This is a genomic window from Antrihabitans auranticaus (genome assembly GCF_016481275.1).
Taxonomy (GTDB): Bacteria; Actinomycetota; Actinomycetes; order Mycobacteriales; family Mycobacteriaceae; genus Antrihabitans.
This window is the reverse complement of record NZ_JAEMNW010000002.1, coordinates 426342-451629: the sequence shown is the minus strand read 5'-3', so window position 1 is coordinate 451629 and position 25288 is coordinate 426342. Positions and strand designations below refer to the sequence as shown.

General features: G+C 65.4%; 26 protein-coding genes. 8 read left to right on the top strand and 18 right to left on the bottom strand.

Annotated features, from left to right (window positions below; all coding sequences use genetic code 11):
• Positions 1 to 100: 100 nt before the first annotated feature.
• Positions 101 to 601, bottom strand: a complete 501-nt coding sequence (locus JGU72_RS10030) for a CinA family protein (RefSeq protein ID WP_199683708.1) — start codon at positions 599 to 601, stop codon at positions 101 to 103.
• Positions 598 to 1227, bottom strand: coding sequence for a CDP-diacylglycerol--glycerol-3-phosphate 3-phosphatidyltransferase (pgsA, locus tag JGU72_RS10025; protein ID WP_374101111.1), 630 nt, complete (start codon positions 1225 to 1227; stop codon positions 598 to 600). Before pgsA ends, JGU72_RS10030 begins: the two co-directional genes overlap by 4 nt.
• A gap of 233 nt (positions 1228 to 1460) precedes the next feature.
• Between pgsA and JGU72_RS10020 the strand changes: the two genes are divergently transcribed.
• The 3 genes from JGU72_RS10020 to JGU72_RS10010 are packed head-to-tail and all read left to right on the top strand — an operon-like array spanning position 1461 to position 3193.
• Positions 1461 to 1985 carry an amino-acid N-acetyltransferase gene (locus JGU72_RS10020; RefSeq protein WP_199683704.1) on the top strand — a complete coding sequence of 175 codons (525 nt, stop codon included), beginning with the start codon at positions 1461 to 1463 and terminating at the stop codon, positions 1983 to 1985.
• 10 nt (positions 1986 to 1995) lie between these two features.
• Positions 1996 to 2277 (top strand): YciI family protein, encoded by a 282-nt coding sequence (locus tag JGU72_RS10015; protein WP_199683702.1) that lies wholly within the window; start codon positions 1996 to 1998, stop codon positions 2275 to 2277.
• Between the two features lie 55 nt (positions 2278 to 2332).
• Entirely contained in the window at positions 2333 to 3193 is an 861-nt protein-coding gene (locus JGU72_RS10010) for a DUF1906 domain-containing protein (protein WP_199683700.1), read from the top strand.
• A 120-nt stretch (positions 3194 to 3313) separates the two neighbouring features.
• Here the strand turns inward: JGU72_RS10010 and JGU72_RS10005 are convergent, their stop codons facing one another.
• The 3 genes from JGU72_RS10005 to JGU72_RS09995 all read right to left on the bottom strand — a co-directional run bounded on the left by JGU72_RS10005 (position 3314) and on the right by JGU72_RS09995 (position 7122).
• Positions 3314 to 5902, bottom strand: a complete 2589-nt coding sequence (locus tag JGU72_RS10005; protein WP_199683698.1) for a DNA translocase FtsK — start codon at positions 5900 to 5902, stop codon at positions 3314 to 3316.
• Positions 5903 to 6008: 106 nt separating this feature from the next.
• Entirely contained in the window at positions 6009 to 6632 is a 624-nt protein-coding gene (locus JGU72_RS10000) for a TIGR03085 family metal-binding protein (protein ID WP_199683696.1), read from the bottom strand.
• Between the two features lie 40 nt (positions 6633 to 6672).
• Entirely contained in the window at positions 6673 to 7122 is a 450-nt protein-coding gene (locus tag JGU72_RS09995; RefSeq protein ID WP_199683694.1) for a flavodoxin domain-containing protein, read from the bottom strand.
• A gap of 112 nt (positions 7123 to 7234) precedes the next feature.
• Here JGU72_RS09995 and JGU72_RS09990 point away from each other — a divergent pair, with 112 nt between their 5' ends.
• The gene (locus JGU72_RS09990; protein ID WP_199683692.1) at positions 7235 to 8014 is read left to right on the top strand and encodes a sulfite exporter TauE/SafE family protein; all 780 of its coding nucleotides are present in this window, start codon (positions 7235 to 7237) and stop codon (positions 8012 to 8014) included.
• Between the two features lie 15 nt (positions 8015 to 8029).
• Here the strand turns inward: JGU72_RS09990 and JGU72_RS09985 are convergent, their stop codons facing one another.
• On the bottom strand, positions 8030 to 9853 hold the full coding sequence (locus JGU72_RS09985; protein WP_307828375.1) for a ribonuclease J: 1824 nt from the start codon (positions 9851 to 9853) through the stop codon (positions 8030 to 8032).
• Positions 9850 to 10758, bottom strand: coding sequence for a 4-hydroxy-tetrahydrodipicolinate synthase (gene dapA, locus JGU72_RS09980; RefSeq protein WP_199683690.1), 909 nt, complete (start codon positions 10756 to 10758; stop codon positions 9850 to 9852). The genes JGU72_RS09985 and dapA overlap by 4 nt, the downstream gene beginning before the upstream one ends.
• Positions 10759 to 10877: 119 nt before the next feature.
• On the opposite strand from dapA, the gene JGU72_RS09975 reads away from it, so the two are divergent.
• Positions 10878 to 11369: a hypothetical protein gene (locus tag JGU72_RS09975; RefSeq protein WP_199683688.1), complete on the top strand. Its 492-nt coding sequence runs from the start codon at positions 10878 to 10880 to the stop codon at positions 11367 to 11369.
• A gap of 96 nt (positions 11370 to 11465) precedes the next feature.
• Positions 11466 to 11915, top strand: coding sequence for an SRPBCC family protein (locus JGU72_RS09970; protein WP_307828374.1), 450 nt, complete (start codon positions 11466 to 11468; stop codon positions 11913 to 11915).
• Here the strand turns inward: JGU72_RS09970 and JGU72_RS09965 are convergent.
• The 11 genes from JGU72_RS09965 to JGU72_RS09915 form a co-directional block, all read right to left on the bottom strand.
• Positions 11899 to 13110 carry a winged helix-turn-helix domain-containing protein gene (locus JGU72_RS09965; protein ID WP_199683687.1) on the bottom strand — a complete coding sequence of 404 codons (1212 nt, stop codon included), beginning with the start codon at positions 13108 to 13110 and terminating at the stop codon, positions 11899 to 11901. The two genes, JGU72_RS09970 and JGU72_RS09965, sit on opposite strands and share 17 nt — an antisense overlap.
• Before the next feature lie 39 nt (positions 13111 to 13149).
• Positions 13150 to 14175 carry a hypothetical protein gene (locus JGU72_RS09960; RefSeq protein WP_199683686.1) on the bottom strand — a complete coding sequence of 342 codons (1026 nt, stop codon included), beginning with the start codon at positions 14173 to 14175 and terminating at the stop codon, positions 13150 to 13152.
• 4 nt (positions 14176 to 14179) lie between these two features.
• Positions 14180 to 15400 carry an ATP-binding protein gene (locus JGU72_RS09955; RefSeq protein ID WP_199683684.1) on the bottom strand — a complete coding sequence of 407 codons (1221 nt, stop codon included), beginning with the start codon at positions 15398 to 15400 and terminating at the stop codon, positions 14180 to 14182.
• A gap of 21 nt (positions 15401 to 15421) precedes the next feature.
• Complete coding sequence (locus tag JGU72_RS09950) at positions 15422 to 16096, bottom strand: response regulator transcription factor (RefSeq protein WP_199683682.1); 675 nt, start codon at positions 16094 to 16096, stop codon at positions 15422 to 15424.
• Between the two features lie 132 nt (positions 16097 to 16228).
• Complete coding sequence (locus JGU72_RS09945) at positions 16229 to 16690, bottom strand: flavodoxin family protein (protein WP_199683680.1); 462 nt, start codon at positions 16688 to 16690, stop codon at positions 16229 to 16231.
• A complete protein-coding gene (locus tag JGU72_RS09940) occupies positions 16690 to 17157 on the bottom strand; it encodes a hypothetical protein (RefSeq protein ID WP_199683678.1) in 468 nt (155 codons plus the stop codon). The genes JGU72_RS09945 and JGU72_RS09940 overlap by 1 nt, the downstream gene beginning before the upstream one ends.
• An 11-nt stretch (positions 17158 to 17168) precedes the next feature.
• Positions 17169 to 17921, bottom strand: a complete 753-nt coding sequence (dapB, locus tag JGU72_RS09935) for a 4-hydroxy-tetrahydrodipicolinate reductase (protein ID WP_199683676.1) — start codon at positions 17919 to 17921, stop codon at positions 17169 to 17171.
• Positions 17922 to 18060: 139 nt separating this feature from the next.
• On the bottom strand, positions 18061 to 19467 hold the full coding sequence (locus tag JGU72_RS09930; protein WP_199683674.1) for a M16 family metallopeptidase: 1407 nt from the start codon (positions 19465 to 19467) through the stop codon (positions 18061 to 18063).
• The gene (locus JGU72_RS09925; RefSeq protein WP_199683672.1) at positions 19394 to 21700 is read right to left on the bottom strand and encodes a polyribonucleotide nucleotidyltransferase; all 2307 of its coding nucleotides are present in this window, start codon (positions 21698 to 21700) and stop codon (positions 19394 to 19396) included. The genes JGU72_RS09930 and JGU72_RS09925 overlap by 74 nt, the downstream gene beginning before the upstream one ends.
• Before the next feature lie 366 nt (positions 21701 to 22066).
• Complete coding sequence (rpsO, locus tag JGU72_RS09920) at positions 22067 to 22336, bottom strand: 30S ribosomal protein S15 (RefSeq protein WP_199683670.1); 270 nt, start codon at positions 22334 to 22336, stop codon at positions 22067 to 22069.
• Positions 22337 to 22462: 126 nt separating this feature from the next.
• Positions 22463 to 23428 (bottom strand): bifunctional riboflavin kinase/FAD synthetase, encoded by a 966-nt coding sequence (locus JGU72_RS09915; protein WP_199683668.1) that lies wholly within the window; start codon positions 23426 to 23428, stop codon positions 22463 to 22465.
• Between the two features lie 154 nt (positions 23429 to 23582).
• On the opposite strand from JGU72_RS09915, the gene JGU72_RS09910 reads away from it, so the two are divergent.
• Positions 23583 to 24482 (top strand): metal ABC transporter substrate-binding protein, encoded by a 900-nt coding sequence (locus tag JGU72_RS09910; RefSeq protein ID WP_199683666.1) that lies wholly within the window; start codon positions 23583 to 23585, stop codon positions 24480 to 24482.
• A complete protein-coding gene (locus tag JGU72_RS09905) occupies positions 24479 to 25276 on the top strand; it encodes a metal ABC transporter ATP-binding protein (RefSeq protein WP_199683664.1) in 798 nt (265 codons plus the stop codon). Before JGU72_RS09910 ends, JGU72_RS09905 begins: the two co-directional genes overlap by 4 nt.
• Positions 25277 to 25288 lie beyond the last annotated feature (12 nt).

Below are 25288 nucleotides of genomic sequence, written 5' to 3'. Positions count from 1 at the left end.
CCAGGTCTCTCGCGGAGTTACTTGCCAGGACCTGTCACTCACAAATCTACAGCCCCATCAGACAGGTCAACGTGCGCGCTGGCCCGAATGGTTCCCGACCTTAGCGCGCGCGACGGTTCCGTAGTCGCCGAACGAGATCCGACACCGCCGATTCCACTGCCCCACGCCGGATCTGCCACCGGTCACCGGCGAGCTGCAAGCGTGTCACATCGATGCCGTCCGGACCCGCAACCCCGAGAAACACGGTTCCGACGGACACGCCGTCCTGCTCGTCGGGACCTGCGACGCCCGTCAATCCGAGACCCCAGTCCGCACCGCACTTCGCTGCGGCTCCGAGTGCCAATTCGCGTGCGGTGCTTGCCGCGACCGGCCCGTCCACGGCGAGGATCGCGGCATCGACGCCGGCGAGCGAATGCTTCAGGTCGGTCGCGTAGACGACCAGGCCACCGCGTAGCACTTCGCTTGCGCCCGGGACGCACGCGATAGTCGCCGCAAGCAAACCCGCCGTCAGCGACTCCGCTGTGGCAACGGTCTGCCCGGCGCGGACCAGCTCGACGACGAGCTCGCGGGCCGGGATTCCGTCCAGCAGTGGTTCGGTCACCGGACGTGCAGGCGGCCGTGCGACCGCAACCGGACCGATTGCACGACGTAGTCGATACCGGTGACCACGGTGAGCGCCACAGCGACGGCCATGACGGCTGCGCTCGCGATACCCAGGGCATCGGGCAGGGGCAGGACGTACATCCCGATCGCAAGCGACTGAACGAGCGTCTTGAGCTTCCCGCCGCGGCTCGCCGGTATCACGCCGTGCCGCAGAACGCTGAAGCGCAGCGCCGTGATTCCGAGTTCGCGTACAGCGATGACGGCCGTGACCCACCAACTCAGATCACCGAGCATCGAGAGGCCTACGAGTGCCGCGCCGATCAGCGCCTTGTCCGCAATCGGATCGGCGAGTTTCCCGAAATCGGTGACGAGGCCGTACTTCCGTGCGAGTTGGCCGTCGATGCGATCGGTCACCGACGCGACGAAGAACAGCACGAATGCGGTGATCCGCCAGCCCGAATCGTGGCCACCATCGGCGAACAGTGCCCAGAGGAACACCGGAACGATGGCGATGCGAAGAACCGTCAGCACGTTCGCGATGTTCAGCAACGGGACCGCGGTACCTGGATGAGCTTGCGCGGCGTTTGCTGCCGACGCGGCAGGGGTGGGAGCCGGCGGCGGCAGCGCCGAATCGCCCGCGCGCGGCAGCGTCGAATCGCCCGCGCGCGGCAGCGCCGAATCGCCCGCGCGCGGCAGCGCCGAATCGCCGTTGCTCACCTCTTCGCGCTGTGCACTCACGCCTGTCCCCCGGACTGGCGACAGCATCCCCTCGTCGAGGAGCTGACCCGTGAACGGGGGCGATGACGGACCGGCACCAATAAAGACTATCCGGTCACAGGGTAAGTACTGTTGCGCCCATGACATCGCGTCCGCCCGCCGTGGGCGGTGACCCCGTAAGCGTCCGCAGGGCACGCACTTCCGACGTTCCGGCCATAAAGCGACTCGTCGACGTCTACGCCGGCAAGATATTGCTCGAGAAGAACCTGGTGACGCTGTACGAGGCTGTTCAGGAATTCTGGGTCGCCGAACGGGCGGGCACCGTGATCGGGTGCGGCGCTCTGCACGTGCTGTGGGCCGACCTCGGCGAGGTCCGCACCGTTGCGGTCGACCCGGTCGTGAAGGGGCTGGGCGTCGGTCATCTCATCGTCAACCGGCTCGTCGAGGTGGCGCGCGACATCGAGTTGAGCCGGGTCTTCGTGCTCACGTTCGAGGTCGATTTCTTCGCGCAGCACGGATTCGAGGAGATCGACGGCACGCCTGTAACCGCAGAGGTCTATGCGGAGATGTGCAGGTCGTACGACACCGGCGTCGCGGAGTTCCTCGACCTCAGCTACGTCAAGCCGAACACACTAGGCAACACCCGCATGTTGTTGGCGCTCTAGGGAGGCTCAAGTGGCATATTTCGCCGTCGAGTACGCGTACTCCGACGAGACGATTCCCGGTCGCGACGAAGTCCGTCCCGACCACCGGGCGTGGCTGGGCGGCCTGGTCGACGCGGGTGTGGTTGTGTCCTCGGGGCCGTATCCGGACGGGTCGGGCGCGCTCATCATTTTCGCCGAGAGCGACCTCGCGGCGGTGGAACAGCGGCTCAACGACGACCCGTTCCACAAATCGGACCTGATCGAAGCGGTGCGGATCAACGAGTGGAAACCGGTACTCGGCACCTTCTCGTGACGCCCGAAATGTCTTGATCCCGGGTTTGTCGGTCAGCTCCACTAGGGTTGCGCACGTGCGATTCGGACTGGACTATTCAGCCGCCCGGCCAGGCGGAGCAGCCATCAGGCGGGCGGGTTACGACTTCGTCGTGCGCTACCTGTCCGACGGCGGCCCGAGCCTGCCGGGCAAACTACTCACCCCCACCGAGGCGGCCGACCTGCGGGCGAACGGCGTCTCGATCGTCTCGAACTGGGAAACGACTGCCAATCGAATGCTCGACGGTTACGACGCGGGCGTCTACGACGCCGGCCTCGCACTGAAACAGGTGCTGCGCTGCGGCGGTCGCGCCGACCGGCCGATCTACTTCTCGGTCGACTTCGACGCCACGCCCGCCGACCAGGTCCCGATCGATAACTACTTACGCGGGGCAGCGACGGTGCTCGGCAGGGAGAACGTGGGTATCTACGGCGGGTACTGGCCGCTGCATCGGGCACTCGACAACGGCACCGCCACGTGGGCCTGGCAGACCGGTGCCTGGTCGGGCGGCAACGTCGAGACCCGCCGCAACATCTATCAGCGCATCGGCACCGTGTACGTAGGTGGCGTGGCCTGCGACGAAAACGAGACATTCACAACCGATTTCGGCCAATGGGACTACCAACAAGCCCAGGAGGAACCAGACGTGACCCCCGAACAGGATGCGATCCTGCGCGACATTCAGATCCAGCTTCGCGGTCCCGGCCTCGCCGGCTGGCCGCAGCTCGGTTCGCACGGCAACGGTGCCTACAACACAGTGGTCGACGGCCTTGCACTCGCCCTGCAACGCATCGAGGAGCTCGAAGACGAAGTCCGCAAGCTCACCGACCAGTCGGATCCCTGGTGGCAATGGCCCTGGAAGACAGTCACTTCCGTTATTCCCGGCGGCAAGAACTAAACATCTCGGTCAGGTCGTTCGCGACATGCCCGGTCCCGGTAATGCGGTGGCCGAGCATGTCGCGTTCGACCGAGTCGAGGATCGACGAGTACGCAATCGCCTCGAGCTCGATTCTGTGCCCTACTCCTCGGAGTCGTCTTCGGACGCCTGATCGCCGCCGCGGATCGACCACAGCAATCCGTCGAGTTCGTCCGGCTTCACGAGCACATCGCGCGCCTTCGATCCCTCGCTCGGCCCTACGACTCCCCTGGTCTCCATGAGGTCCATGAGGCGTCCGGCTTTCGCGAAACCGACGCGTAGTTTGCGCTGCAGCATCGAGGTCGAGCCGAACTGGCTCGTCACGACGAGTTCGACGGCCTGCAGGAAGACGTCGAGGTCGTCGCCGATATCGGGATCGACGTCCTTCTTTTCGCCGGCCTTCTGCGCGGTTACGCCGTCCGTGTACTCGGGTTCGGCTTGGTTCTTGGCGAACTCGACGACCGCGTAGATCTCCTCGTCGGTGATGTACGCGCCCTGCATACGGGTCGGCTTACCCGCGCCCATCGGCAGGAAGAGCCCGTCGCCCATACCGATCAGCTTCTCGGCGCCCGGCTGGTCGAGGATGACTCGCGAGTCCGTCAGCGACGACGTCGCGAAGGCGAGCCGCGAGGGCACGTTCGTCTTGATCAGACCGGTGACGACGTCGACCGACGGTCGCTGCGTCGCGAGCACGAGGTGAATGCCTGCGGCACGGGCCTTCTGGGTGATCCGCACGATCGCGTCCTCGACGTCGCGCGGTGCGGTCATCATGAGGTCGGCAAGTTCGTCGACGATCGCGAGGATGTAAGGGTAGGGCCGGTACACGCGCTCGCTGCCGAGCGGTGCGGTTATCTTGCCGGACTTGACATTCTCGTTGAAGTCGTCGATATGGCGCACCCGGTTCGCCTGCATGTCCTGGTAGCGCTGCTCCATCTCCTCGACGAGCCACGCAAGCGCCGCTGCAGCCTTCTTCGGCTGAGTGATGATCGGCGTGATCAGGTGCGGAATGCCTTCGTACGGAGTCAGTTCGACCATTTTCGGGTCGATCAGGATCATCCGGACTTCCTGCGGCGTCGCGCGCTGCAACAGGGACACCAGCATCGAGTTGACGAAGCTCGACTTACCCGAACCGGTCGAACCGGCGACGAGCAAGTGCGGCATCTTCGCGAGGTTTGCGCTGACGAAGTCGCCTTCGATGTCCTTGCCGAGGCCGATCACCAACGGGTGATGGTCTTTTCGCGTGGACGGTGCGTTGAGCACGTCGGCCAGGCGAACCAGTTCGCGGTCCGAGTTCGGGACCTCGATGCCGACCGCGGACTTGCCCGGGATCGGCGCGAGGAGCCGGACGTTGTCCGTTGCAACCGCATACGCGATGTTGCGGGCGAGCGCGGTGATCTTCTCGACCTTGACGCCAGGTCCCAGCTCGACCTCGTAGCGGGTCACCGTCGGGCCGCGTGTGAATCCGGTGACGGCCGCGTCGATCTTGAACTGCTCGAGGACCTCCGTAATGGCCTCGATCATGGAGTCGTTGGCCTTGCTGCGCTTTTTCGGCGGGTCACCGACGATCAGCAGGTTGGCCGGGGGCAGCGTGTAATCGCCTTCGACAATCCGGTCCGCGACGAACTCTTCTTTCGCGGGCGGTTTGACGATCTCCTCGACTTTGGCAGCAACCTTGGCCTTGATGGTCGGGCGAGGTGCGGGCGGTTCGGCGGGCGGCGCCGGGGGCTTGGCGATCGGAACCGGCTTGGCCGCGGGGGCCGTTGCGAACTCGTCGACCGGGTAGTTGTCGGACGGTCGTCCGTCGGGCTTGCCGACGGGGTTCCCGTCGACGTCCAGGTGGACATCGTCGTGAATATCGATCTCGTCGACGTCCGGGTAGTAGTCCTCGTACTCGTCACCAGCGGTCGCCGTGCCGAACAGTGTGCGCAGCCTGTCGGGTACCTCACGCACCGTGGTGCCGGTCAGCAGGAGCACGCCGAAAAGGATTGCGAGCAGCAACAGCGGTACGGACAGAAGTACCGACAGTCCGTCGGTCAGCGGGCCGCCGACGGCGAACCCGACGAACCCGGCAGCGTGCGAGCGCCCGGCGAGGTCGGCGGGTGACCCCGACGCGAGATGCCACAGTCCGAGCACCGGCAAACCGACCAGTGCCGATCCGAGAACGAGGCGGGGACGAATGTCGGGATGCGGCTCGGTGCGCATGAGGATCAGCGCGATCGCGGTGCAGATGAGCGGCAATGCGGCTGCCGGCGTCCCTACAACCGCACTCACGCCCGAGTCGATCCAGCGGCCGACCGGTCCACCGGCGGACAACCAGACGCTGGCAGCGACGATGCCGCTGACGGCAATGAGGCCGAGCGCGATGCCGTCCCGGCGATGACCGTGCTCGATGTCGGCGGCGCGGCTCACTGTCCGCGTCGTGGCGCCTAGGCCACGTGCAGCCAGTGACCAGCCCGAACCGATGCCCTTGCCGACCGTTGTGAACACCGACTTCTGCGATCGCCGAGCCGCAGGCCTGCGCGCGGCGGGCCGGGCCGCGGGCTTGCGCGGCGTGGAGACGGTTCTCGTGGTGCGGGATGCGGGCTTGGAACGCGTCGTTCCACTTGCAGAACGCGCTGTTCCACCCGCAGGTTTCGACGTGCGCGCACTCGTACGCGCACGGGATGTCGTACCGCCCGACTTAGCTGACATGGCTGTAAGACTAGTCGCTGAGACCCCACGGTGCGCATCCGCAACACTAGTCACATCGTTTACCCAGGTCGGCGAGTCGCCTTTTCACGTGCCTGCGAAGCCTCCGTCAGACGCTGCGGTCGAGCTGCCGAATGGATTCGACGTCAGCGGGCGAACCGGACATCTCGATCTCGACCTCGTCGCGGCCGAACGCATGCAGAAGCAATTCCGACGGTGCGCCGGTGAGCACCACTTCGCCCGCACCCGACTTGTGGACGGTCACGCGCTCGCCGTCGGGTGTCGCGAGGGTCACCTGAACTGCGGCTTTGCGATAGGACATCCGGCCCATCTTCCGCACCGTGGACCACAGCTTTCCCTCGTCCGCGGGATCCAAGGTGCGCGGCTCCCAGCCCGGCGAGCCACGCCTGACATCCTCGTGGTGCACGAACATCTCCGTCGTGTTCACCAACGAATCGACTGCCCACAGCGGCGACCACAGCGGCGGACCGTCGCGGACCTCGTCGAGCAACTCCTGAAACGGCCGCGCCGCGGCTTTGCGCCGCACGCCCTCGGTGTAGCTCTCGAGCTGCGGGATCAGGATTCCAGGCGCGGTGTCCGGCCGACGCTCACGGATGACCAGGTGAGCCGCCAGATCGCGGACCGTCCACTCGCCGCACAACGTGCGGGCATCCGGACCGAATGCAGCCATGGTGTCGACAAGAGCAAATCGTTCGCGGCGCGCAAGACTCACACAATCGACCCTACAGGGGGCTGTGCAAGGACCGATCCGGCTAGTCGGCGGCCAAGGGAACGATCGTCTCGGCCCACTCGATGGCCTGATCCTTCGGCTTGCGGTCACCCGAGCTGTCGTGGCGACCGTGCTCGCCTATCTGCACCGCGCCGAGTGCGGTCAGCTTCTCACCGGCGATCTCGCCACCGCGGTTGTACGTGTCGTCGTAGACCTTGTCGCCGAGACCGAACACCGCGAAGCGCAACCCGGTCAGGTCCGGCTGCTCGGCATCGATGTCGTCGAAGAACGGGAGCGCACCGGTCGGCAGCTCGCCTTCGCCATAGGTCGCGACGACGAGGACGTAAAAATCGGCGGGATCGAGATCCGCGATATCGAACTCGGTCATGTCGTACACCGAGGCGTCGCCATGAGCAGCGAAGACGTCCGCAATGTGATCAGCGACCACCTCGCACGTGCCGGTTTCCGACCCGTACAAAATGACCACACCCATACCATTACCTCTTTCGGCGACCTGCGCACTGGTTAGTGCACCCTTACTCCATATGCGGTGAGTTAGCGTATCCGATCGACGTCGCGCAATCGAATCACCGTAGGTTGCACAGGTGCCCATTGCCGAAATAATCGCGATCGCACTGGCAGGCTTCGCCGCAGGCGCGATCAACGCCATCGTGGGATCCGGCACACTCATCACCTTCCCGACACTCGTCGCATTCGGCTGTCCCCCGGTTGTAGCGACGATGTCGAACGCGGTCGGCCTGGTCGCGGGTGGTGTCTCGGGCACATGGGGCTACCGGCGCGAGCTCCGCGGCCAGGCACACCGCCTGAAGTGGCAGATACCGGCATCCCTCACCGGCGCTGTGGTCGGCGCATTCCTGCTGCTGCATCTGCCGGAGAAGGCGTTCACGACGATCGTGCCGGTCCTGCTCGGCGGCGCGCTGATCCTGGTCGTCGCCGGGCCGAAGATTCAGGATTGGGCCAAGCACCGGGCTGAGGACGCCGGCCGATCTGCCACCGACATCGGTACGGCTCGGACTGTCGCGCTGACGTTCGGCACGTTCGCTGTAGGCATCTACGGTGGCTATTTCACTGCAGCGCAGGGCATTCTGCTCATCGGTGTGATGGGCGCGCTGCTGCCCGAATCGATGCAGCGCATGAACGCGGCCAAGAACCTGCTGTCGCTGCTCGTCAACATCGTTGCCGCAGCGGCGTACACGCTGGTCGCGTTCGACCGAATCAGCTGGGCGGTGGCCGGACTCATTGCGGTCGGATCCCTGGTAGGTGGATCGGTCGGTGCCAAGTACGGCCGCCGCCTGTCCCCCACCGCGTTGCGCGGTGCCATCGTGGTCCTCGGCCTGATCGGCCTGTGGCGACTGCTGGCATAGCGCTGTGCGCGGCCCCTAAACGCCTATGACCGTCGGCACGATCATGGGTCGGCGCCGATATTTGTCGGAGACCCACCGACCGACAATTCGCCTGATGCCCTGGGCAATTCGGTGCGTATCGGTGACACCCTCGCCCGCGAGCCGGATGATCTCGGCCTCGACGAGCTGTGCTGCCTCCTTGAGCGCTGCGGGATCGTCGGAGAACCCACGACCGTTCACTTCGGGTGTACTGACCGCTTTGCCCGTCGTCGAGTCGATGGCGACCGTGATGGAGATGAAGCCACCCTCGCCGAGCACCAACCGGTCCGACAATGTCGATTCACCGACATCGCCGACCGACAGACCGTCCACGTACACGTGTCCGACCGGGACTCGCCCGACGATCTTCGCGAGCCCGTCGACCATGTCGACGACCACTCCGTCCTCGGCAAGCACCACTCGTTCGGGTTGCACACCGGTCGCGATCGCAAGCGCCGCGTTGGCGCGCAGGTGCCGCCATTCACCGTGCACGGGCATGGCATTGGTCGGCCGAACCGCGTTGTAGAGGTACAGCAACTCCCCCGCTGACGCGTGCCCGGATACGTGGACCTTCGCGCTCTGTTGCGTGATGACGGTCGCCCCGCGGCGCGCGAGACCGTTGACGACAGCGAACACGGAGTTCTCGTTGCCGGGGATGAGCGAGGACGCGAGCACCACAAGGTCGTCGGCACGAATATTGATCTGTCGGTGCTCGCCTCGCGCCATGCGTGACAGCGCCGAAAGCGGCTCGCCCTGCGAACCTGTCGAGATGAGCACCAGCTTGTTGTCGGGCAAACCTGCCGCAGTGTCGATATCGACTTCGACGCCGTCGGGGACGTTGAGATAGCCGAGCTCCTGCGCAATTCCCATGTTGCGCACCATCGACCGCCCGATGAAGCAGACTCGACGGCCGTAGCGATGCGCAACATCGACGACCTGCTGAATACGGTGCACGTGGCTTGCGAACGACGCCACGATCACTCGCTGCTGGGCCTTGCCGATGACGTTGTCGAGAACGCCGCCGATCTCACGCTCCGGCGTGACGAAGCCGGGTACTTCGGCATTGGTCGAGTCGACCAGGAACAGGTCGACGCCCTCGTCGCCGAGTCGCGAGAATCCGGCAAGGTCGGTCAGCCGGCCGTCGAGCGGGAGCTGGTCGAGCTTGATGTCGCCGGTGTGCAGCGCAACGCCGGCGCCCGTGCGAATCGCGACAGCGATGGCGTCGGGAATCGAGTGGTTGACGGCGAAGTACTCGCATTCGAACGGACCGTGGGTGGTCCGCTCGCCTTCCACGACCTCGACGAGCTTCGGACGCTGATGGTGCTCACGGCATTTCGCGGCAAGAAGCGCCAGCGTGAACTTGGAACCGATCACTGGAACGTCGGGGCGCAAGCGCAGCAGGAACGGAACCGCGCCGATATGGTCCTCGTGTCCGTGCGTGAGGACGACCGCCTCGACGTCTGCCATCCGATTTTCGATGTGCCGGAAGTCCGGGAGGATCAGGTCGACGCCGGGCTGCTGATCTTCGGGGAAGAGCACGCCGCAGTCGACGATCAACAACTTGCCCTGATGCTCGAAAACGGTCATGTTGCGGCCGATTTCGCCGATCCCGCCGAGTGCCACGACCCGCAGACCGTTGCGCGGGGCCTTCGGGGGCGAGCCCAACCGTTCGGTTGCATCCGACACCTTGAGCCTGGCGTCGGGGCGCTGAGTTGTCGCAGACGACTGGACGACCGGTTTACCCGCCGCGCGACCCTGAGCTTTGACAGGCGGGCCGGCGTTGCGCGTGACCCGCCCGCGCGATCGGCCTGGGCGCGTCACGCAAGCACCCCGATATCCGTCAAAGCCGCAGCCAGCGCGTCGATCTGCTCCGTCGGCGGAGCCACGATGGGCAGCCGGGGCTCGCCGGTATCGAAGCCGAGCAGACGCAGACCGGCCTTCGACGCCGCGGCGCCGCCGATCCACGACACGGTTCGCGTCAGAAGTGTGAGCTCGAGGTTGATCGCGCGAGCTCGTGCCACATCTCCCGCGTTGTAGGCGTCGACCAGCGCGCGCAGGCGACCGGGCACCAAATGTCCTATGACGCTGATGAACCCGACCGCCCCGACGGACAGCCACGGCAGATTGAGCGCATCGTCGCCGGAGTAGAACTCGAGATCTGTGGTCCCGATCAGCTCGGCACCGGCATTGAGATCGCCCTTGGCGTCCTTCACGGCGAGAATACGCGGATGCTCGGCCAGCCTCTGGATCGTGCCGAACTCGATGGGCACCACCGAACGCGGCGGAATGTCGTAGAGACACACCGGCAGGTCGGTTGCGTCGGCGACGGCCCGGAAGTGCGCCAGCAGGCCCTCCTGCGGCGGTCGCGAGTAGTACGGCGTGACGACCAATAGACCGTGCGCGCCGGCGCGTGCAGCATCGCGGGCGAGCTCGACGCTGTGCGCCGTGTCGTTACTACCCGCTCCCGCAATGATTTTCGCGCGGTCGCCGACCGCGGCCACGACTGCTTGCAGAAGTTCGAGCTTCTCGTGCTCTGTGGTGGTCGGCGATTCGCCGGTGGTTCCGGCGAGGACCAGGCCGTCGCAACCCTCCTCGACCAGGTGATCCGCGAGTCGCACACCGGCGTCGACGTCGAGCTTTCCCTCGGCGGTGAACGGGGTCACCATCGCGACGGAGACGGTTCCGAAAGCACGCACAGCAGCAGGTGCGGAATCACCATTGGTCATGGTCAGAAGGCTACCCGCTGGTGTTTACTTCGCGCGCCGCACGGGTACTCCCGGCAACTGATTTCATGACGTCACACCGACGCCTTGACTGACGTCAAATTTGGCGTCACGATGGCGTCATGGAATTGAACCAGTTCACGACCCGATTGCGCGACGACCTACTCGCGGCCGCCGCACTCGGGGACGACAAAACCAAGGCAACGGCCGAAGCGCTCGCCAACGCCGCCGAATCGTCGGCCCGCTTGATGCTCCTGACTGCCCTTTCCGCGTTCGCACAGGAGGTATCCGACGCACTGGGCGATCGAACGGTCCACGTCCGCCTCGACGGCACCGATGCAGTCGTCGACGTCGCGCGGAAACCGGCCGACAAGGACAGGGAGGCCTTCGGCAACGGCACGAGACACGCAGCCGAAGACGCCTTCCAATCCTTCGAGGACCTGACCGGCGACATCAGCCGGGTGACGTTGCGACTCGTCGAGCAGATGAAGGCGCGTGCCGAGGAGGCGGCCGCCGAGAGCGGCCAGTCGCTGAACTCGTGGATGTCGAACGCAGTCCAGGGCGCGCTTCGCGATCAGTGGCGCAAGAACAGCAAGGGCTGGCAGAACTACTAGAACCTGTTACAAATCTCACTCCGAAGCTCCTGGTCGAGACCGGGCCACTCTTCTATCGTTGATGCAATCCCCGTCACACGATCCGAGAGTTGCACTGTGTCTGTCATCGAATCCATGGAGTTCCACATCGCGGCCGAACCGGCCGCCATCATGGCTGCCCTCGCAGCGGTCGAGGAACTGCCCGGCTGGTCGGGACCGCACAAGAAGATCGTCGTGGAGACTCGATTCGACGACGGCCGGCCACACCGGGTGCGCGCGGACGTCGGCGCGGTGGGATTGACCGATCATCAGGTAACCGACTTCACCTGGGACGGCGTCCAGGTCATGACCTGGACGCTGCGCGAAAGCTCGATGCAAGCCGCGCAGAACGGCTCGTACCGGCTGACTCCGACGGCCACCGGTACCCGCGTGCTGTTCGATCTCGAACTCGCACCGAAGGTCCCGCTGCCGAACTTCATCGTGAAGAAGGTCGTCAAGATCGCCATGGAGACGGCGAGCAAGGGCCTCACGAAGTTTGTGGAAAGCCGCGTCACACAAGCTGCGTGAGCAGCGGAGCGAGATCACCGCGCTCCCCCACGACGACGTCCTCCAGTTCGAGCCAATCGGCCATTCGCCGGAGCGCGCTCGCGAGTTCCGTTGCCACTCGTGGATTCTCATGACCCGGCTCTGTGAAGGCACCGGGCACGCGCAGTACGCCGTTGCCGCGTTCTGCGCGTAGATCGACTCTGCCGACCAGTTCGCCGTCCAGCAGGAACGGGAAGACGTAGTAGCCGTGCACACGCTTCGGCTCGGGCGTGTAGATCTCTATGCGATAGCGGAAATCGAACACTCGCTCGGTACGCGGCCTGCAGAAGATGAGCGGATCGAACGGGCACAGCAACGCCGCACCGGTGATCGACCGTGGGCGTCTCGCCTCTGCGTGGACGTACGCCTGATGCGCCCAGCCCTCGACCTGAACCGGGACGAGCACACCCTCTTCGACCAGGTCGGCAATCGCCGGTTCGGTCTGCGAGCGGTGCAGCCGGTAGTAGTCACGCAGATCCGGTTCGGTCGCGATACCGAGTGCCGTCGCCGACTTGCGGACCAGCTCGCGAACGGCATCCTGCTCGGAAACCTCGCGCGCCAGGACGCTCGCCGGCAGTACTCGTTCCGCTAGATCGTAATAGCGCGCGAACCCGACCCGCCGGGCCACAGACAACTCGCCCGACGCGAACAGTTGCTCGCAGATCACCTTCGTATCGCTCAGGTCCCACCACGACGATTCCCGCCGACCTGCCTGACCGATTTCCAGATGCGTCTCCACCTCGCCCGCGGTCGCAGCACCGATATCGGTGATTGCATCGACAATATCCTTGGCCAGCAATGGATTTCGATCGAGCACTCGTCGCGCCTGCCCCCAGCGCCCGTCCGTGTACTTGGTCATCCGCCAGCGCATCAGCGGCCAGTCGTCGACAGGGATCACGGCTGCCTCGTGGGCCCAGTACTCGACCAGGCTGCGCGGTGACCGCGCCGTATGCGACCACACCGCTTTGTCGAGTAGTGCTCGGTCGTAGCTGCCGATCCGGCTGAACACCGGCGCATAATGCGCGCGGACCACAGCCGCAACAGAATCGAGCTGCAACAACTGGGTCCGTTCGAGCACTCGGGCGAGTGTGCGTCGCGTCGGCGCAGCACCCGGCGCACGGTCGGCAAAGCCTTGCGCGGCCAGGGCGATCCGGCGCGCGATCGCGTTCGAGATCATGCGGTCCAGACTGCCACGCACCTCCGACACATTCGGGCGCTACGGCCGCTGGTCGGCGTATTCGACGGTTGTCGTGACCGTGCCGTCTGTCGCAATCTCGGTTCGACGGTCGCCGGATGCGTCGTTCACGAGCACAGATGCCAAGTACCGCTTGCCTTTCGGTAACACCCGAACGGTCACCGACCCCGAGTCGGACGAGTTCAGCGCGTCCTCCGCGCATTCGAGGACCGTCGCGCGCACGTCCGAGCGAACTTCCGCAAAGCCGCCGTCGTCGAGCAGAACGACTTCGACGCCCCGGCTCCGGGCACCTCGGGCGGCAGCGGCCAGCGCCCGCGTCGCTAGCTGGGCCGCCCGCAGGCCGTCGCGCAATTCCGCTTCGAGCAGTCGGCACCGTTCGCGCTCCGATGACGACAGCACGCCGCCCGCGATCTTCTCGAGCATCGGCCGGGCGACCGCGTCGAGCCGGTCGAGCTGGCGATCGCGTTCCTCGTTCTGCGCGACCATCGTCGCCTCGGCGGCCGCGCGCATGGTCGCGTCCTCGCGCAGCGCGAACAACGACTCCATCGTCGGTCGAATGATGACCATGAAGACGTTCACCGCTGCGACGGTGCCGACTATCGCCAGCGCCGCCGCGATGCTGGTCGGCATGGACGCCTCGGTGAGCGCGACCGCAGCGAAGGCCACTGCGCACAATCCGACCGCTACCCACGCCATCCGCGGTCGCCCGCGAATGATCAGCGCACACAGAACGAGTGAGTAGGCGAAGGATGCGGAGGGCGCATAGTCGTCGATGCTGGAGGCGACGGCATCGCGCAAGGTCAGATACGTCGTCGCAGGTCCGACGGCGACGATGAGCAGCGTGCAGCCGAAGTTCAGCGGATCGGAGGGCACATAGACGACGAGCACAGCACAGATACCCATCGCGCCATAGGACGCAGCCACCAGCACCGGATTGTGTGCCGATTCGAGGTTGCGCTGCATCACCGCCGCGATCGTGACCACGAGCAGCACACACATCATCGCTGCGGTCTTGCCGCGCAGGCCCAGCAGGGCGCGCAGCTCCATGTCCTCATCCACGATCGTCCGACGCCCAGGTCAGCGTGACTTTCGTACCCCGGCCGCGCGCGGATTCGACAGCAGCTGCACCGCCGGGAAGTTCCGCCATCCTGCCCAGGATGCTCAGTGCGACACCCATTCGGTGCGCGGGAACAGAATCGGGCTCGAAGCCGACGCCGTCGTCGGCTATCTCGACGCGCAGGCCACGGCGTTCGACGGTTGCCGTCACTTCACGATCGACGGCGCCACCACACGCGCCCGCGTGCCTGATGCTGTTGCGAATGCTCTCGCTCATCGCCGCTGCGATCGATTCCGCTGCCGCAACCGGCACGGACAACTCGGCGGCGCCCGGAGTGCGGCGACTCGTGAACCTGACGGTGCGGCCGGCTTGCAGCGCTGACACACGCAGGAAACCGGTCGCTGTGGCCTCGTCGAACACCGTTCGATCCCCTTCTCCCGACCGGAACTCGTTGATCTCGCGCAATGTCCGACGCGCTTGCGCCGACAGACTTCGAGATTCCTGGCCGCGGGAGGCATCGAGCAGCGTGGAGAGCACGCCGTCGTGGATCAGTGCTGCGAATCGCGAACGTTCACGCGCACGCGCTGCATTCGCGGCGGTGACCGCTGCTTCCTTCTCGGCACGCGCCGACGCCTCGTCCAGCAGCACAGTGGCGCGCATCGCACAAACGACGACCCAGGCGAAGACACTCGCCGAACAGCTGTTGCGGACGAGGAATTCGGCAAACCCGAGGAAACCGGACTCTCCGACGGCGTAGCAATTCACCGCCGTCGACACGACACCGGCCAGCAAGCCGTATGCGGCCGTGCCCGCAGGACGCCACGTGAGCGCCGCCGCGACGATCGCTATCGGCGCAACCCGCCAGATCCATGCCGATTTGCCATCCAGGCTGCCGAACTCCGCAGCGAGCGGGAGCGTCAGGCAGCAGACCAGGTAGATGCCCAGCAGCGCGATCAGTACGCGGCGGAGAGCGCTGAGCTCACCGCGGACCGCCACGTAAGAGATGACCAGGCCGCTTCCGAAGAACGCAACAACCGCCGCCGGGGTCCACCACGGCTCGATCTGCACCGCTTGCTGGACGATCTCCGGAAAATCCATGAATCCATAGATCGCCGACCCCAGCCCGAGCGTGCAGGCAAGCGACCTGGTGACCCGCTCGGTCGCGCGAATCCGGTCGCGCGGACGCGTCAGGACCCCTCCGATGCCACCCGCCATACCCCCGATTCTTGTCGATCGTCAGATACCGGGGCCAGGCAGCCACCCATCCTCGACTGCCCGCTTGTACAAATCCGTCTTCGTAGGCGCAGGCCTGCCCGCATCGGCGTACTTCTGCCGGATGCGGGAGAGGTAGTCGTTGACCGTCTGCTCCGACAAGCCGGTCATGCGCGCGACCCGCGACGCCTTCTCCCCCGATGCGTACAACGTCAGAACTTCTTCCTGGCGTGGACTTAGACCGACATCGGACAGACCCGGGTCCCCGTCGATTGCGGCCGCCCAGTCCGCTGTCACGACCTGCCGGCCGGAAGCCGCCGTACGGACAGCAGCGACGACCGTCGCGGCGTCCTGCGACTTCCGGACAACGCCGAGCACGCCGGCACGGGCAGCCGAACGAACGAGAAAGGCGTTCTCCGCGCCGGTAAAGATGAGTACCTCGACATCCCGCTCCCGCACGGCGCGGACGTTCTCCTCCGGCGTGGACCCGTCCGCGAGCCGGAGGTCCAGCACGACGAGATCCAGGTCGTCGGTCTGCGCCAGCAACTCGGCAACCGTCGCTGCTGTTGCCACGACCTCCAGGTCCGGCTCCCGCGACAGTATCGTCGACAACCCGATGACGACCGATTCGTGGTCCTCGACCAGCCCGATTCGACGCGTCGCCTGACTCACCACTTCCTCACCCAGTCCGGCGCTCATCTACTCTTCTCCGCTCGAAAACGCCGCGCCGACAGCTTTGCGCCGGTCGACGCGGCGTTCGCCCGACCCTGCGTACGAGTATTGCGGTGGAGCATGCCGAACTGAACCCGCGAAAAGTAGGGGCACCGTTGCTCATGCCGCGCCTGCAACGGTCACGGCGACAGTCGCACCCAGCTCGTAGCAGTTCTCCCGCACCGCGGCGTCGATCGGCCCGGTCACCTCGACCGTGTGCGCGACCTGCTCCAGCGCGAGCCCGGACACGATCGTCCGAACCGACTTCACCGCGCCGACCACGTCGTTGTTGCCGTGCACCCACAAACCGTAGGGCCGGCCGGCCACGGCATCCAAGCACGGGTAGTACACCGAATCGAAGAAGACCTTGAGACCGCCCGACATGTACCCGAAATTGGCGGACGTACCGAAGAGGTACCCGTCGGCCGCGAGCACGTCGGATGCGGTCGCCGACAGCGCGGGGACCGCTCGGACGTCGACACCGTCGATTTCGGGATCCCGTGCACCGGCCAGCACCGATTCGAGGAGTTCCCGCGTGGCGGGTGACGACGTGTGATGCACCACGAGCAGTGTCTTCGTCATCAGTTCTGCGATTCGAGTCGTTCCAACCGGACGGCGCGCCGCATCGTGTCGCGCGCACGCCCGCGATCACCGGCGTAGTCGTATGCCCTCGCGAGCCGGTAAGAGTTGCGCCAGTCGTCTGGATCTGCCTCCCATTCGGCTTTGACCTGCACAAAGAGTGCGTCGGCGGCGTCGCGTTGAATTCGGCCCGACGGCCGTAGCGGCAGGCCGGACACGTCGAGTTCACGGCCTTCCTCGTGAATCCGGCGAGCTAGATGCTGATGCTGCAGACCCGCGCGAATCGTCGCGGTGACTATCCAGATGCCGAGGATCGGCAGAATCAGGACGCCGAGCCCGAGCCCGATGCTGGCGGGCCTGCCGTCGCGAATCAGGTCGATGCCACGGAAGCCGAGAAGCAGGAAGTAGAACCCGAGGGCGAGAACGAGCGCCGCGATGAACCCCACTCGGCGCGCAACCTCCGCGTTCACCGAACGCTCCCTCACAGGTCCAGCAGCGGATCGAGTCCGACGGTGAGGCCGGGACGCTTGCCGATCTCGCGCACGCCTAGTAGAACACCGGGTGCAAACGACGATCGGTCGATCGAATCGTGCCGGATGGTCAGCGTCTCGCCGAGAGTGCCGAACAGCACTTCCTGGTGCGCGACCAGACCTGCCAGGCGGATCGAATGCACATGCACGCCATCGACTTCCGCGCCGCGTGAGCCTTCGAGTTCGGTCGTCGTGGCATCCGGGCTCTTACCGACACCGGCCTTCTCGCGGGCGGCGGCGATCAAGCCGGCGGTGCGATAGGCGGTACCCGACGGCGCGTCGGCCTTGTTCGGGTGATGCAGTTCGATGACTTCGACGGAATCGAAGAACCTGGCAGCCTGCTCCGAGAACCGCATCAGCAGGACCGCGCCGATTGCGAAGTTCGGCGCGATGAGGACACCGGCCTCGGGACTGGCGGCCAACCAGGTCCGGACCTGGGATAGTCGGTCTTCGTCGAAGCCAGTCGTTCCGACAACCGCGTGAATACCGTTCTCCACCAAGAACTTCAAGTTGTCCATGACGACGCCGGGATGAGTGAAGTCGACGACGACCTCTGTTCGGCTCGCGACGAACGACTCGATCGGATCACCCTGGTCGACGGTAGCTACGAGCTCGAGATCCGGCGCTGCCTCGACGGCCGCGCAGATCGCCTGACCGACCTTGCCCTTCGCGCCGAGCACGCCAACCCGGATTTGCGCAGTCACATGTCCTCCATCCACCTCGATATTTCGGATCCGAGCCTACGCACCTGGGTTCTGGCAGTTCGAATGTGAGGTCCCAGGCCGGAGTTACTCTCGAATCGACAATGGGAAACGCCACGGCGAAGGCCGCATTCGCGCTGCGCTAGGAGACGATCCCGCGCACTGCGGCAGGCAGATCGCGGACCCGTTTGTACGGTCCGACGACGGCTGCGGCGAACGGGCGCGCGAGCAGTTCTGCGGCGACCTCACGCACTTGATCGGTGGTCACAGCATCGATTCGCGTGAGCGTTTCGGAGACGCTGCGGTGATTGCCGTAGCTCAGTTCACTGCGCCCGATCCTGTTCATTCGCGAACCCGAATCCTCGAGGCCGAGCACCAAGCCGCCGCGCAGCGAGCCCTTCGCGCGAGCGCATTCGGCGTCGGTGATGCCGTTGTGCGCAACGTCGGTAAGAATTTCCCTCGCCAAGGTTGCGACTTCGGCCAAGTTCTCCGGCTGACATCCCGCATACACCGAAAAAGCTCCGGTGTCCGCGAAGGTGTCGATGCTGGAGTACACCGAGTACGCGAGTCCGCGTTCTTCCCTTACCTGTTGGAAGAGACGTGAACTCAGGCCCCCGCCGACCGCGGTGTTCAGCACCGAAAGCGGCCAGCGGCGGTGGCCTTCGTGGCGGCCGAACGCGCGGACACCGAGGGTGAGATGCACCTGCTCACTGTCGCGCTTGGTCAAACTCAACGTCGGTGCTGCCGCGAGCCGAATCTTCCCCTCACGCCGCGGCACGGCGTCCAGATCCGGCGCCAGGCGGTCGTGGAATGCCCGGCTGACCAACTCGACGGTGTGCTCGTGCTCCACGTTGCCTGCGACCGCAACCACCATGCGTTGCGGGGTGTACCGGCGGACGTGGAACGAGTGCAGTTGCGCGCGTGTCATGTGCTCGATCGATTCGACCGTCCCGATGACCGGTCGCCCGATCGGGTGATCGCCGAAAAGGGCGGTCAGAAACGCATCGCCGCCGAGATCCTCGGGATCGTCGTCGCGCATCGAGATTTCTTCGAGGACGACCTGCCGTTCGATCTCGACGTCGGCCGTCCGGCATTCACCGTTGAGGACCACGTCGGCAACGAGATCGACTGCCAGCGGCAGATCTTCATCGATAACGTGCGCGTAGAAGCACGTGTGTTCCTTCGACGTGAAAGCGTTCAGTTCGCCGCCGACGGAATCCATCACCTGCGCAATGTCGAGGGCAGACCGAGTCGGCGTCGACTTGAACAGCAGGTGCTCCAGGAAATGAGCCGCTCCCGCGACGGTCGGGCCTTCGTCGCGCGAACCGACGCCGACCCAGATACCGACCGAAGCCGAACGAACGCCCGGCACGTGCTCGGTGACCACGCGGAGACCGCCCGGTAGGACGGTCCGCCGCACACCCGCATCGGGATGTGCTTCGCGGACCGCCCCACGCAGGCGTGAGCCAGATTTCTTACTCAGCCGACGTCTCCGCGGGAACCTCGGCCTCGGACGCCGCCGGAGCAGCTGCGGCCGTGTCTGCAGCATCCTCTTCGGGGACCGGGATCAGCGAGATCTTGCCGCGGTTGTCGATGTCGGCAATCTCGACCCGAAGCTTCGAGCCGACGTTGACGACGTCTTCGACCTTGGCGATGCGCTTGCCGTTGCCGAGCTTGGAGATGTGCACCAGGCCGTCGCGACCGGGGAGCAGCGAGACGAAGGCACCGAACGCGGTCGTCTTGACGACCGTGCCGAGGAATCGCTCGCCGACCTTCGGGAGCTGCGGGTTGGCGATGGCGTTGATCATGTCGATCGCGGCCTGCGCAGACGGGCCATCGGTGGCGCCGACGAACACGGTGCCGTCGTCCTCGATGGAGATGTTCGCACCGGTCTGCTCGGTGATCGAGTTGATCATCTTGCCCTTGGGTCCGATGACCTCGCCGATCTTGTCGACCGGGACCTTGATCGCCGTGACTCGTGGCGCGTGCGCGCTCATCTCGTCCGGGCTGTCGATGGCCTCGGCCATGACCTCGAGGATCGTGACGCGGGCGTCGTGCGCCTGCGACAGCGCGCCCGCCAGAACCTGCGAGGGGATGCCGTCGAGCTTCGTGTCCAGCTGGAGCGCCGTGACGAAGTCCTTGGTGCCCGCGACCTTGAAGTCCATGTCGCCGAACGCATCTTCGGCGCCGAGGATGTCGGTCAGTGCGACGTAGCGGGTCTCACCGTCGACCTGGTCGGAGACCAGGCCCATGGCGATGCCGGCAACCGGCGCCTTCAGCGGCACACCGGCGTTGAGCAGCGACAGGGTCGAGGCACAGACAGAGCCCATGGACGTCGAGCCGTTCGAGCTCAGCGCCTCGGAGACCTGACGGATCGCGTACGGGAACTCGTCCTGGCTTGGGAGCACCGGCATGAGCGCACGCTCGGCGAGCGCGCCGTGGCCGATTTCGCGACGCTTCGGCGAACCGACACGACCGGTCTCACCGGTCGAGTACGGCGGGAAGTTGTAGTGGTGCATGTAGCGCTTGCTTGTCTCGGGTCCGAGGCTGTCGACCTGCTGCGCCATCTTGACCATGTCCAGGGTCGTGACACCCATGATCTGGGTCTCGCCACGCTCGAAGATGGCCGAGCCGTGTGCCCGCGGGATAACCGCAACCTCGGCCGACAACGACCGGATGTCGGTGATGCCACGGCCGTCGATGCGGAATTGGTCGCGCAGGATGCGCTGGCGCACAAGCTTTTTGGTCAGCGAGCGGAACGCGGCGCCGATTTCCTTCTCGCGGCCCTCGAAGCTCTCGCCGACCTTGCTCAGGACAGCGGCCTTGACTTCGTCGATCTTGTCTTCGCGCTCGTGCTTGCTCGCGATCGTCAGTGCCGCCGACAGGTCGGCAGACGCCGCGGCATCGACAGCTGCGAAGACGTCGTCTTGGTAGGCCGGGAAGACCGGGTAGTCGCCGGTCGGCTTCGCGGCAGCAGAAGCAAGGTCCTGCTGCGCCTTGACCAGGCGGGCGATGAACGGCTTGGCGGCCTCGAGGCCTTCGGCCACGATCGCCTCGGTCGGCGCCTGTGCGCCTCCGTCGATCAGGGCGATCACGTTGTCGGTGGCCTCGGCCTCGACCATCATGATCGCGACATCGGCGCCGTCGCCCGAACCACTGACGACGCGACCCGCGACGACCATGTCGAACACGGCGGTCTCGAGCTGCTCGTTGGTCGGGAATGCGACCCACTGGCCGGTCTTGTTCTCGTCGGAGGTGATGAGCGCAACCCGCACGCCACCGACCGGACCGGAGAACGGCAGGCCCGCGATCTGCGTCGATGCGGACGCGGCGTTGATCGCGACCACGTCGTACAGATCCTTGGGATCGAGGCTCAGCACGGTGACGACGACCTGGATCTCGTTACGCAGTCCGTCGACGAACGACGGGCGCAGCGGCCGGTCGATCAGGCGACAGGTCAGGATCGCGTCCGTGGAGGGGCGGCCCTCGCGACGGAAGAACGATCCGGGGATGCGGCCTGCGGCGTACATGCGCTCTTCGACATCGACCGTGAGCGGGAAGAAGTCGAAGTGCTCCTTCGGCTGCTTGCTTGCTGTGGTCGCAGACAAAAGCATGGTGTCGTCGTCGAGGTAGGCGACGACCGCGCCGGCGGCCTGTCGCGCAAGGCGGCCGGTCTCGAAGCGGATGGTGCGGGTGCCGTAGCTGCCGTTGTCGATCACGGCGGTCGTTTCGAAGACTCCCTCTTCGACCTCGACCGCGCCTGTTACAGGTGTTTCTGACATGTTCTTCTTCTCTTACCTCTCGTCTTCGCCGTACCAGCGCGGACGCGACGTAACCCTCCTGGCTACGCCGCGCGCACCTGGCTCGCGTCCCCTTGGACGCGGCTGCGCGGTGGCGGTCATCGATCGAAGCTCGCCGGTTGGTGCGTTCTCCCAGAACGCTCCCGACAAGCCACTACCGAAGACCGACGCCACGTTTGGCAGGTACATACGGCCATCTTGTACTTCACGGTGTTGCTACTCGCTAGTGCGAGTTCGGTCTACAAATACGAGTAGCCAACGAGGCAAGTCTATGCATAGCCTCGTTGGCTTCTCGACAAGATCGCTTGTTCTGACGGGCGATGCCGATCAGTCCTGGTGCGACTTCTATCAGCGACGCAGTCCGAGTCGTTCGATCAGCGAGCGGTAACGCGCGATGTCGACCTTCTGGACGTACTTGAGCAGACGACGACGACGTCCGACCAGCAGCAACAGGCCGCGGCGGGAGTGGTGATCGTGCTTGTGCTTCTTGAGGTGCTCGGTGAGATCCACGATGCGCTTCGTCAGCATCGCAACCTGCGCCTCGGGCGAACCCGTGTCCTTTTCGTGCAACCCGTACTCGGAAAGGATCGTGCTCTTCTGTTCGGTGGTCAATGCCACTTGCTTTATCTCCTGGTGTTGACGTCTGCGCACATGATGTAGGCCGGTGTGGCCACCGCAGACCGCAGCACACACCAAACGAACACTCTACCAGGGGTTATGCCTCTACCTGACCACAGGCGGCACTCACTGGTATCTGGTCAGCACCTCGCGCGCGATCTCGACGTCCTTGTTCATGGCGACGACGAGGTCGTCGATCGAGTCGAACTTCTCCATGCCACGCACGTGTTCGACGAAGTCGACGGCAACGTGCTGGCCGTACAGATCCGCCTCGCCGTCGAGAACGTAGGCCTCCACAGTGCGCGTCCGACCGGAGAAGGTGGGATTCGTCCCGACCGAGATCGCGGCTCGCGCTCGGTCGCCCGGAATGACGGTGCCGATCGTCGGGCCGGGGCCCAGCACGGTGAACCACCCCGCGTACACACCGTCCGCCGGAATGGCTGCATACATGGGCGGGGCGACGTTGGCCGTCGGGAATCCGAGCGCCCTGCCGCGACCGTCGCCGTGCACGACGACGCCCTCGACTCGGTGCGGCCGGCCGAGCGCCTCGGCAGCGGCGGAGACATCACCGGCGTCCACGCAGGCCCGGATGTAGGTCGACGAGAACGTCACCGCGTGCTCACCGAGCAGTTTGACGGCGTCGACCTCGAACCCGAAGCGTTGACCCGCTTCCTCCAGGGTGGCGATGTTGCCGAGCGCCTTCTTGCCGTAGGTGAAGTTCTCCCCCACCACGACCTCGACCACGTGCATGCGCTCGACGAGCACCTCGTGCGCGTATCGCGCAGCCGTCAGCTTCATGAATTCGTGTGTGAACGGCATGACGCAGAAAACGTCGATCCCCAGTTCCTCGGCAAGTTCCGCACGCCGGGTAAGGGTCGTCAGCTGCGCCGGATGACTGCCGGGCCGAACAACTTCCATCGGATGCGGGTCGAAAGTCATGAGAACGCTCGGGACGCCACGCCCCTTCGCGTAATCCACCGCGCGGGAGATCAGTTCCCTGTGTCCGCGATGCACGCCGTCGAAAACGCCGATGGTGAGAACGCAGCGACCCCAGTCGGCTGGAATTTCGTCGAGACCACGCCATCTCTGCACAGGACGAAGCCTAGGTGAAACCTCTCGGCGAGGTCAGCCCAGTACCGACTACGCGACGGCTACTGGACTTTCGTCTCGACGTGAGTCAGAATTCGGGACACCGAACTTTTATCTTGGAGGAAGAGAAATCAGTCGCATCGGTTCGCCGCTTTCGATGCTTCTCGCGGGCATCGCTGCACTCGCCCTCGCGTCCGGCTGCACGCTGCCCACGACGAAGGCCGCGCAGACCGACGATCCGCGACCACTGGTCCTGACGACCTTCACGGTGCTGGCAGACATCGCGAGAAATGTTGCGGGCGAACATCTCCGGGTCGAGTCGATCACGAAGATCGGCGCCGAGATCCACGGTTACGAACCGACTCCGGGCGACCTCCAGACCGCAGCCGATGCCGCGTTGATCCTCGACAACGGGCTCGGTCTCGAGTCCTGGTTCGCGCAGTTCGTCACGGAACTCGATGTGCCGCACGCGGTACTCAGTGCAGGCGTCGAACCGATCACCATCTCGAACGGCGCGTACTCCGGCAAGGCGAATCCGCACGCGTGGATGTCACCGACCAACGCGATGATCTACGTCGACAACATTGCGAACGCGTTCGCCGAACTCGATCCCGCACACGCCGCGGACTACCGGTCGAATGCGGACTCATACAAAGCTCAGATCCGTGACGTCCGCGACACTCTGGTCCGGCAGCTCGAACCGGTTCCACCCCAGCAGCGCGCGCTGGTCACCTGCGAGGGCGCGTTCTCCTACCTGGCCCGCGACATCGGGCTCTCCGAGGCCTACCTCTGGCCAGTGAACGCCGAACGCGAAGGAACACCGCGGCAGGTCGTCGGAGCGATCGATTTCGTCGACTCGAACGATGTGCCCGCCGTGTTCTGCGAGTCGACCGTGTCGGACAAAGCCCAGCAGGCAGTAGCCGAAGACACCGGCGCCCGGCTCGCCGGAAAGCTCTACGTGGATTCGCTCTCCCCCGCCGACGGACCCGTACCGACCTACCTGGACCTGCTCGCATTCGACACTCGTACGATCGCCCAAGGACTGACCGGAAGATGACGACAACCGTGCCCAAGACGTCGATCGAGCCTGCGCTGCGCATCAGTGGGCTCACAGTCCGCTACCGCGAGGTGCTCGCGCTCGACAGCGCCGATCTCACACTCGCGCCCGGACGAATCTGCGGGCTCGTCGGCATGAACGGATCCGGCAAATCCAGCATGTTCAAAGCCATCATGGGCGTGGTCAAGCCGAGCGCCGGCGAGGTCGTGATCCGCGGTCTCGAACCCGCCGCAGCCCGAAAGCGCGCAATCGTCAGCTATGTCCCGCAGAGTGAATCGGTCGACTGGACGTTCCCGGTGAGCGTCCGAGAAGTGGTCATGATGGGCCGCTACGGCACGCAGAACTGGCTGCGGCGCACGCGTCCGGAGGATCGTGCCGCTGTGGACGCCGCGCTTGCCGAGGTCGAACTCAGCGACCTCGCCGATCGGCAGATCGGCCGACTGTCCGGTGGCCAGCGCAAGCGTGCGTTCGTCGCGCGCGCGATCGCCCAGCAGGCATCGGTCCTGCTGCTCGACGAGCCATTCGCCGGCGTGGACAAGCGCACCGAAGCCACGATCACCCGGCTGTTGCAGCGGCTGGCGGCCGACGGTGCGGCAGTGCTGATCTCCACCCACGACCTGCACGGTCTGCCCGAGCTGTGCGACGAGGCCGTGCTCATCCAGCGCCGCGTGCTGATGCACGGGACCCCCGACGAAGTCCTGCGCCCCGAGAACCTGGCGCTCGCCTTCGGAGCCGACCCACTGACCAACCGCAACCGGTATGGACGCACAGCCGAGAACGGAACCCAGCTGTGAACCACCTCGTCG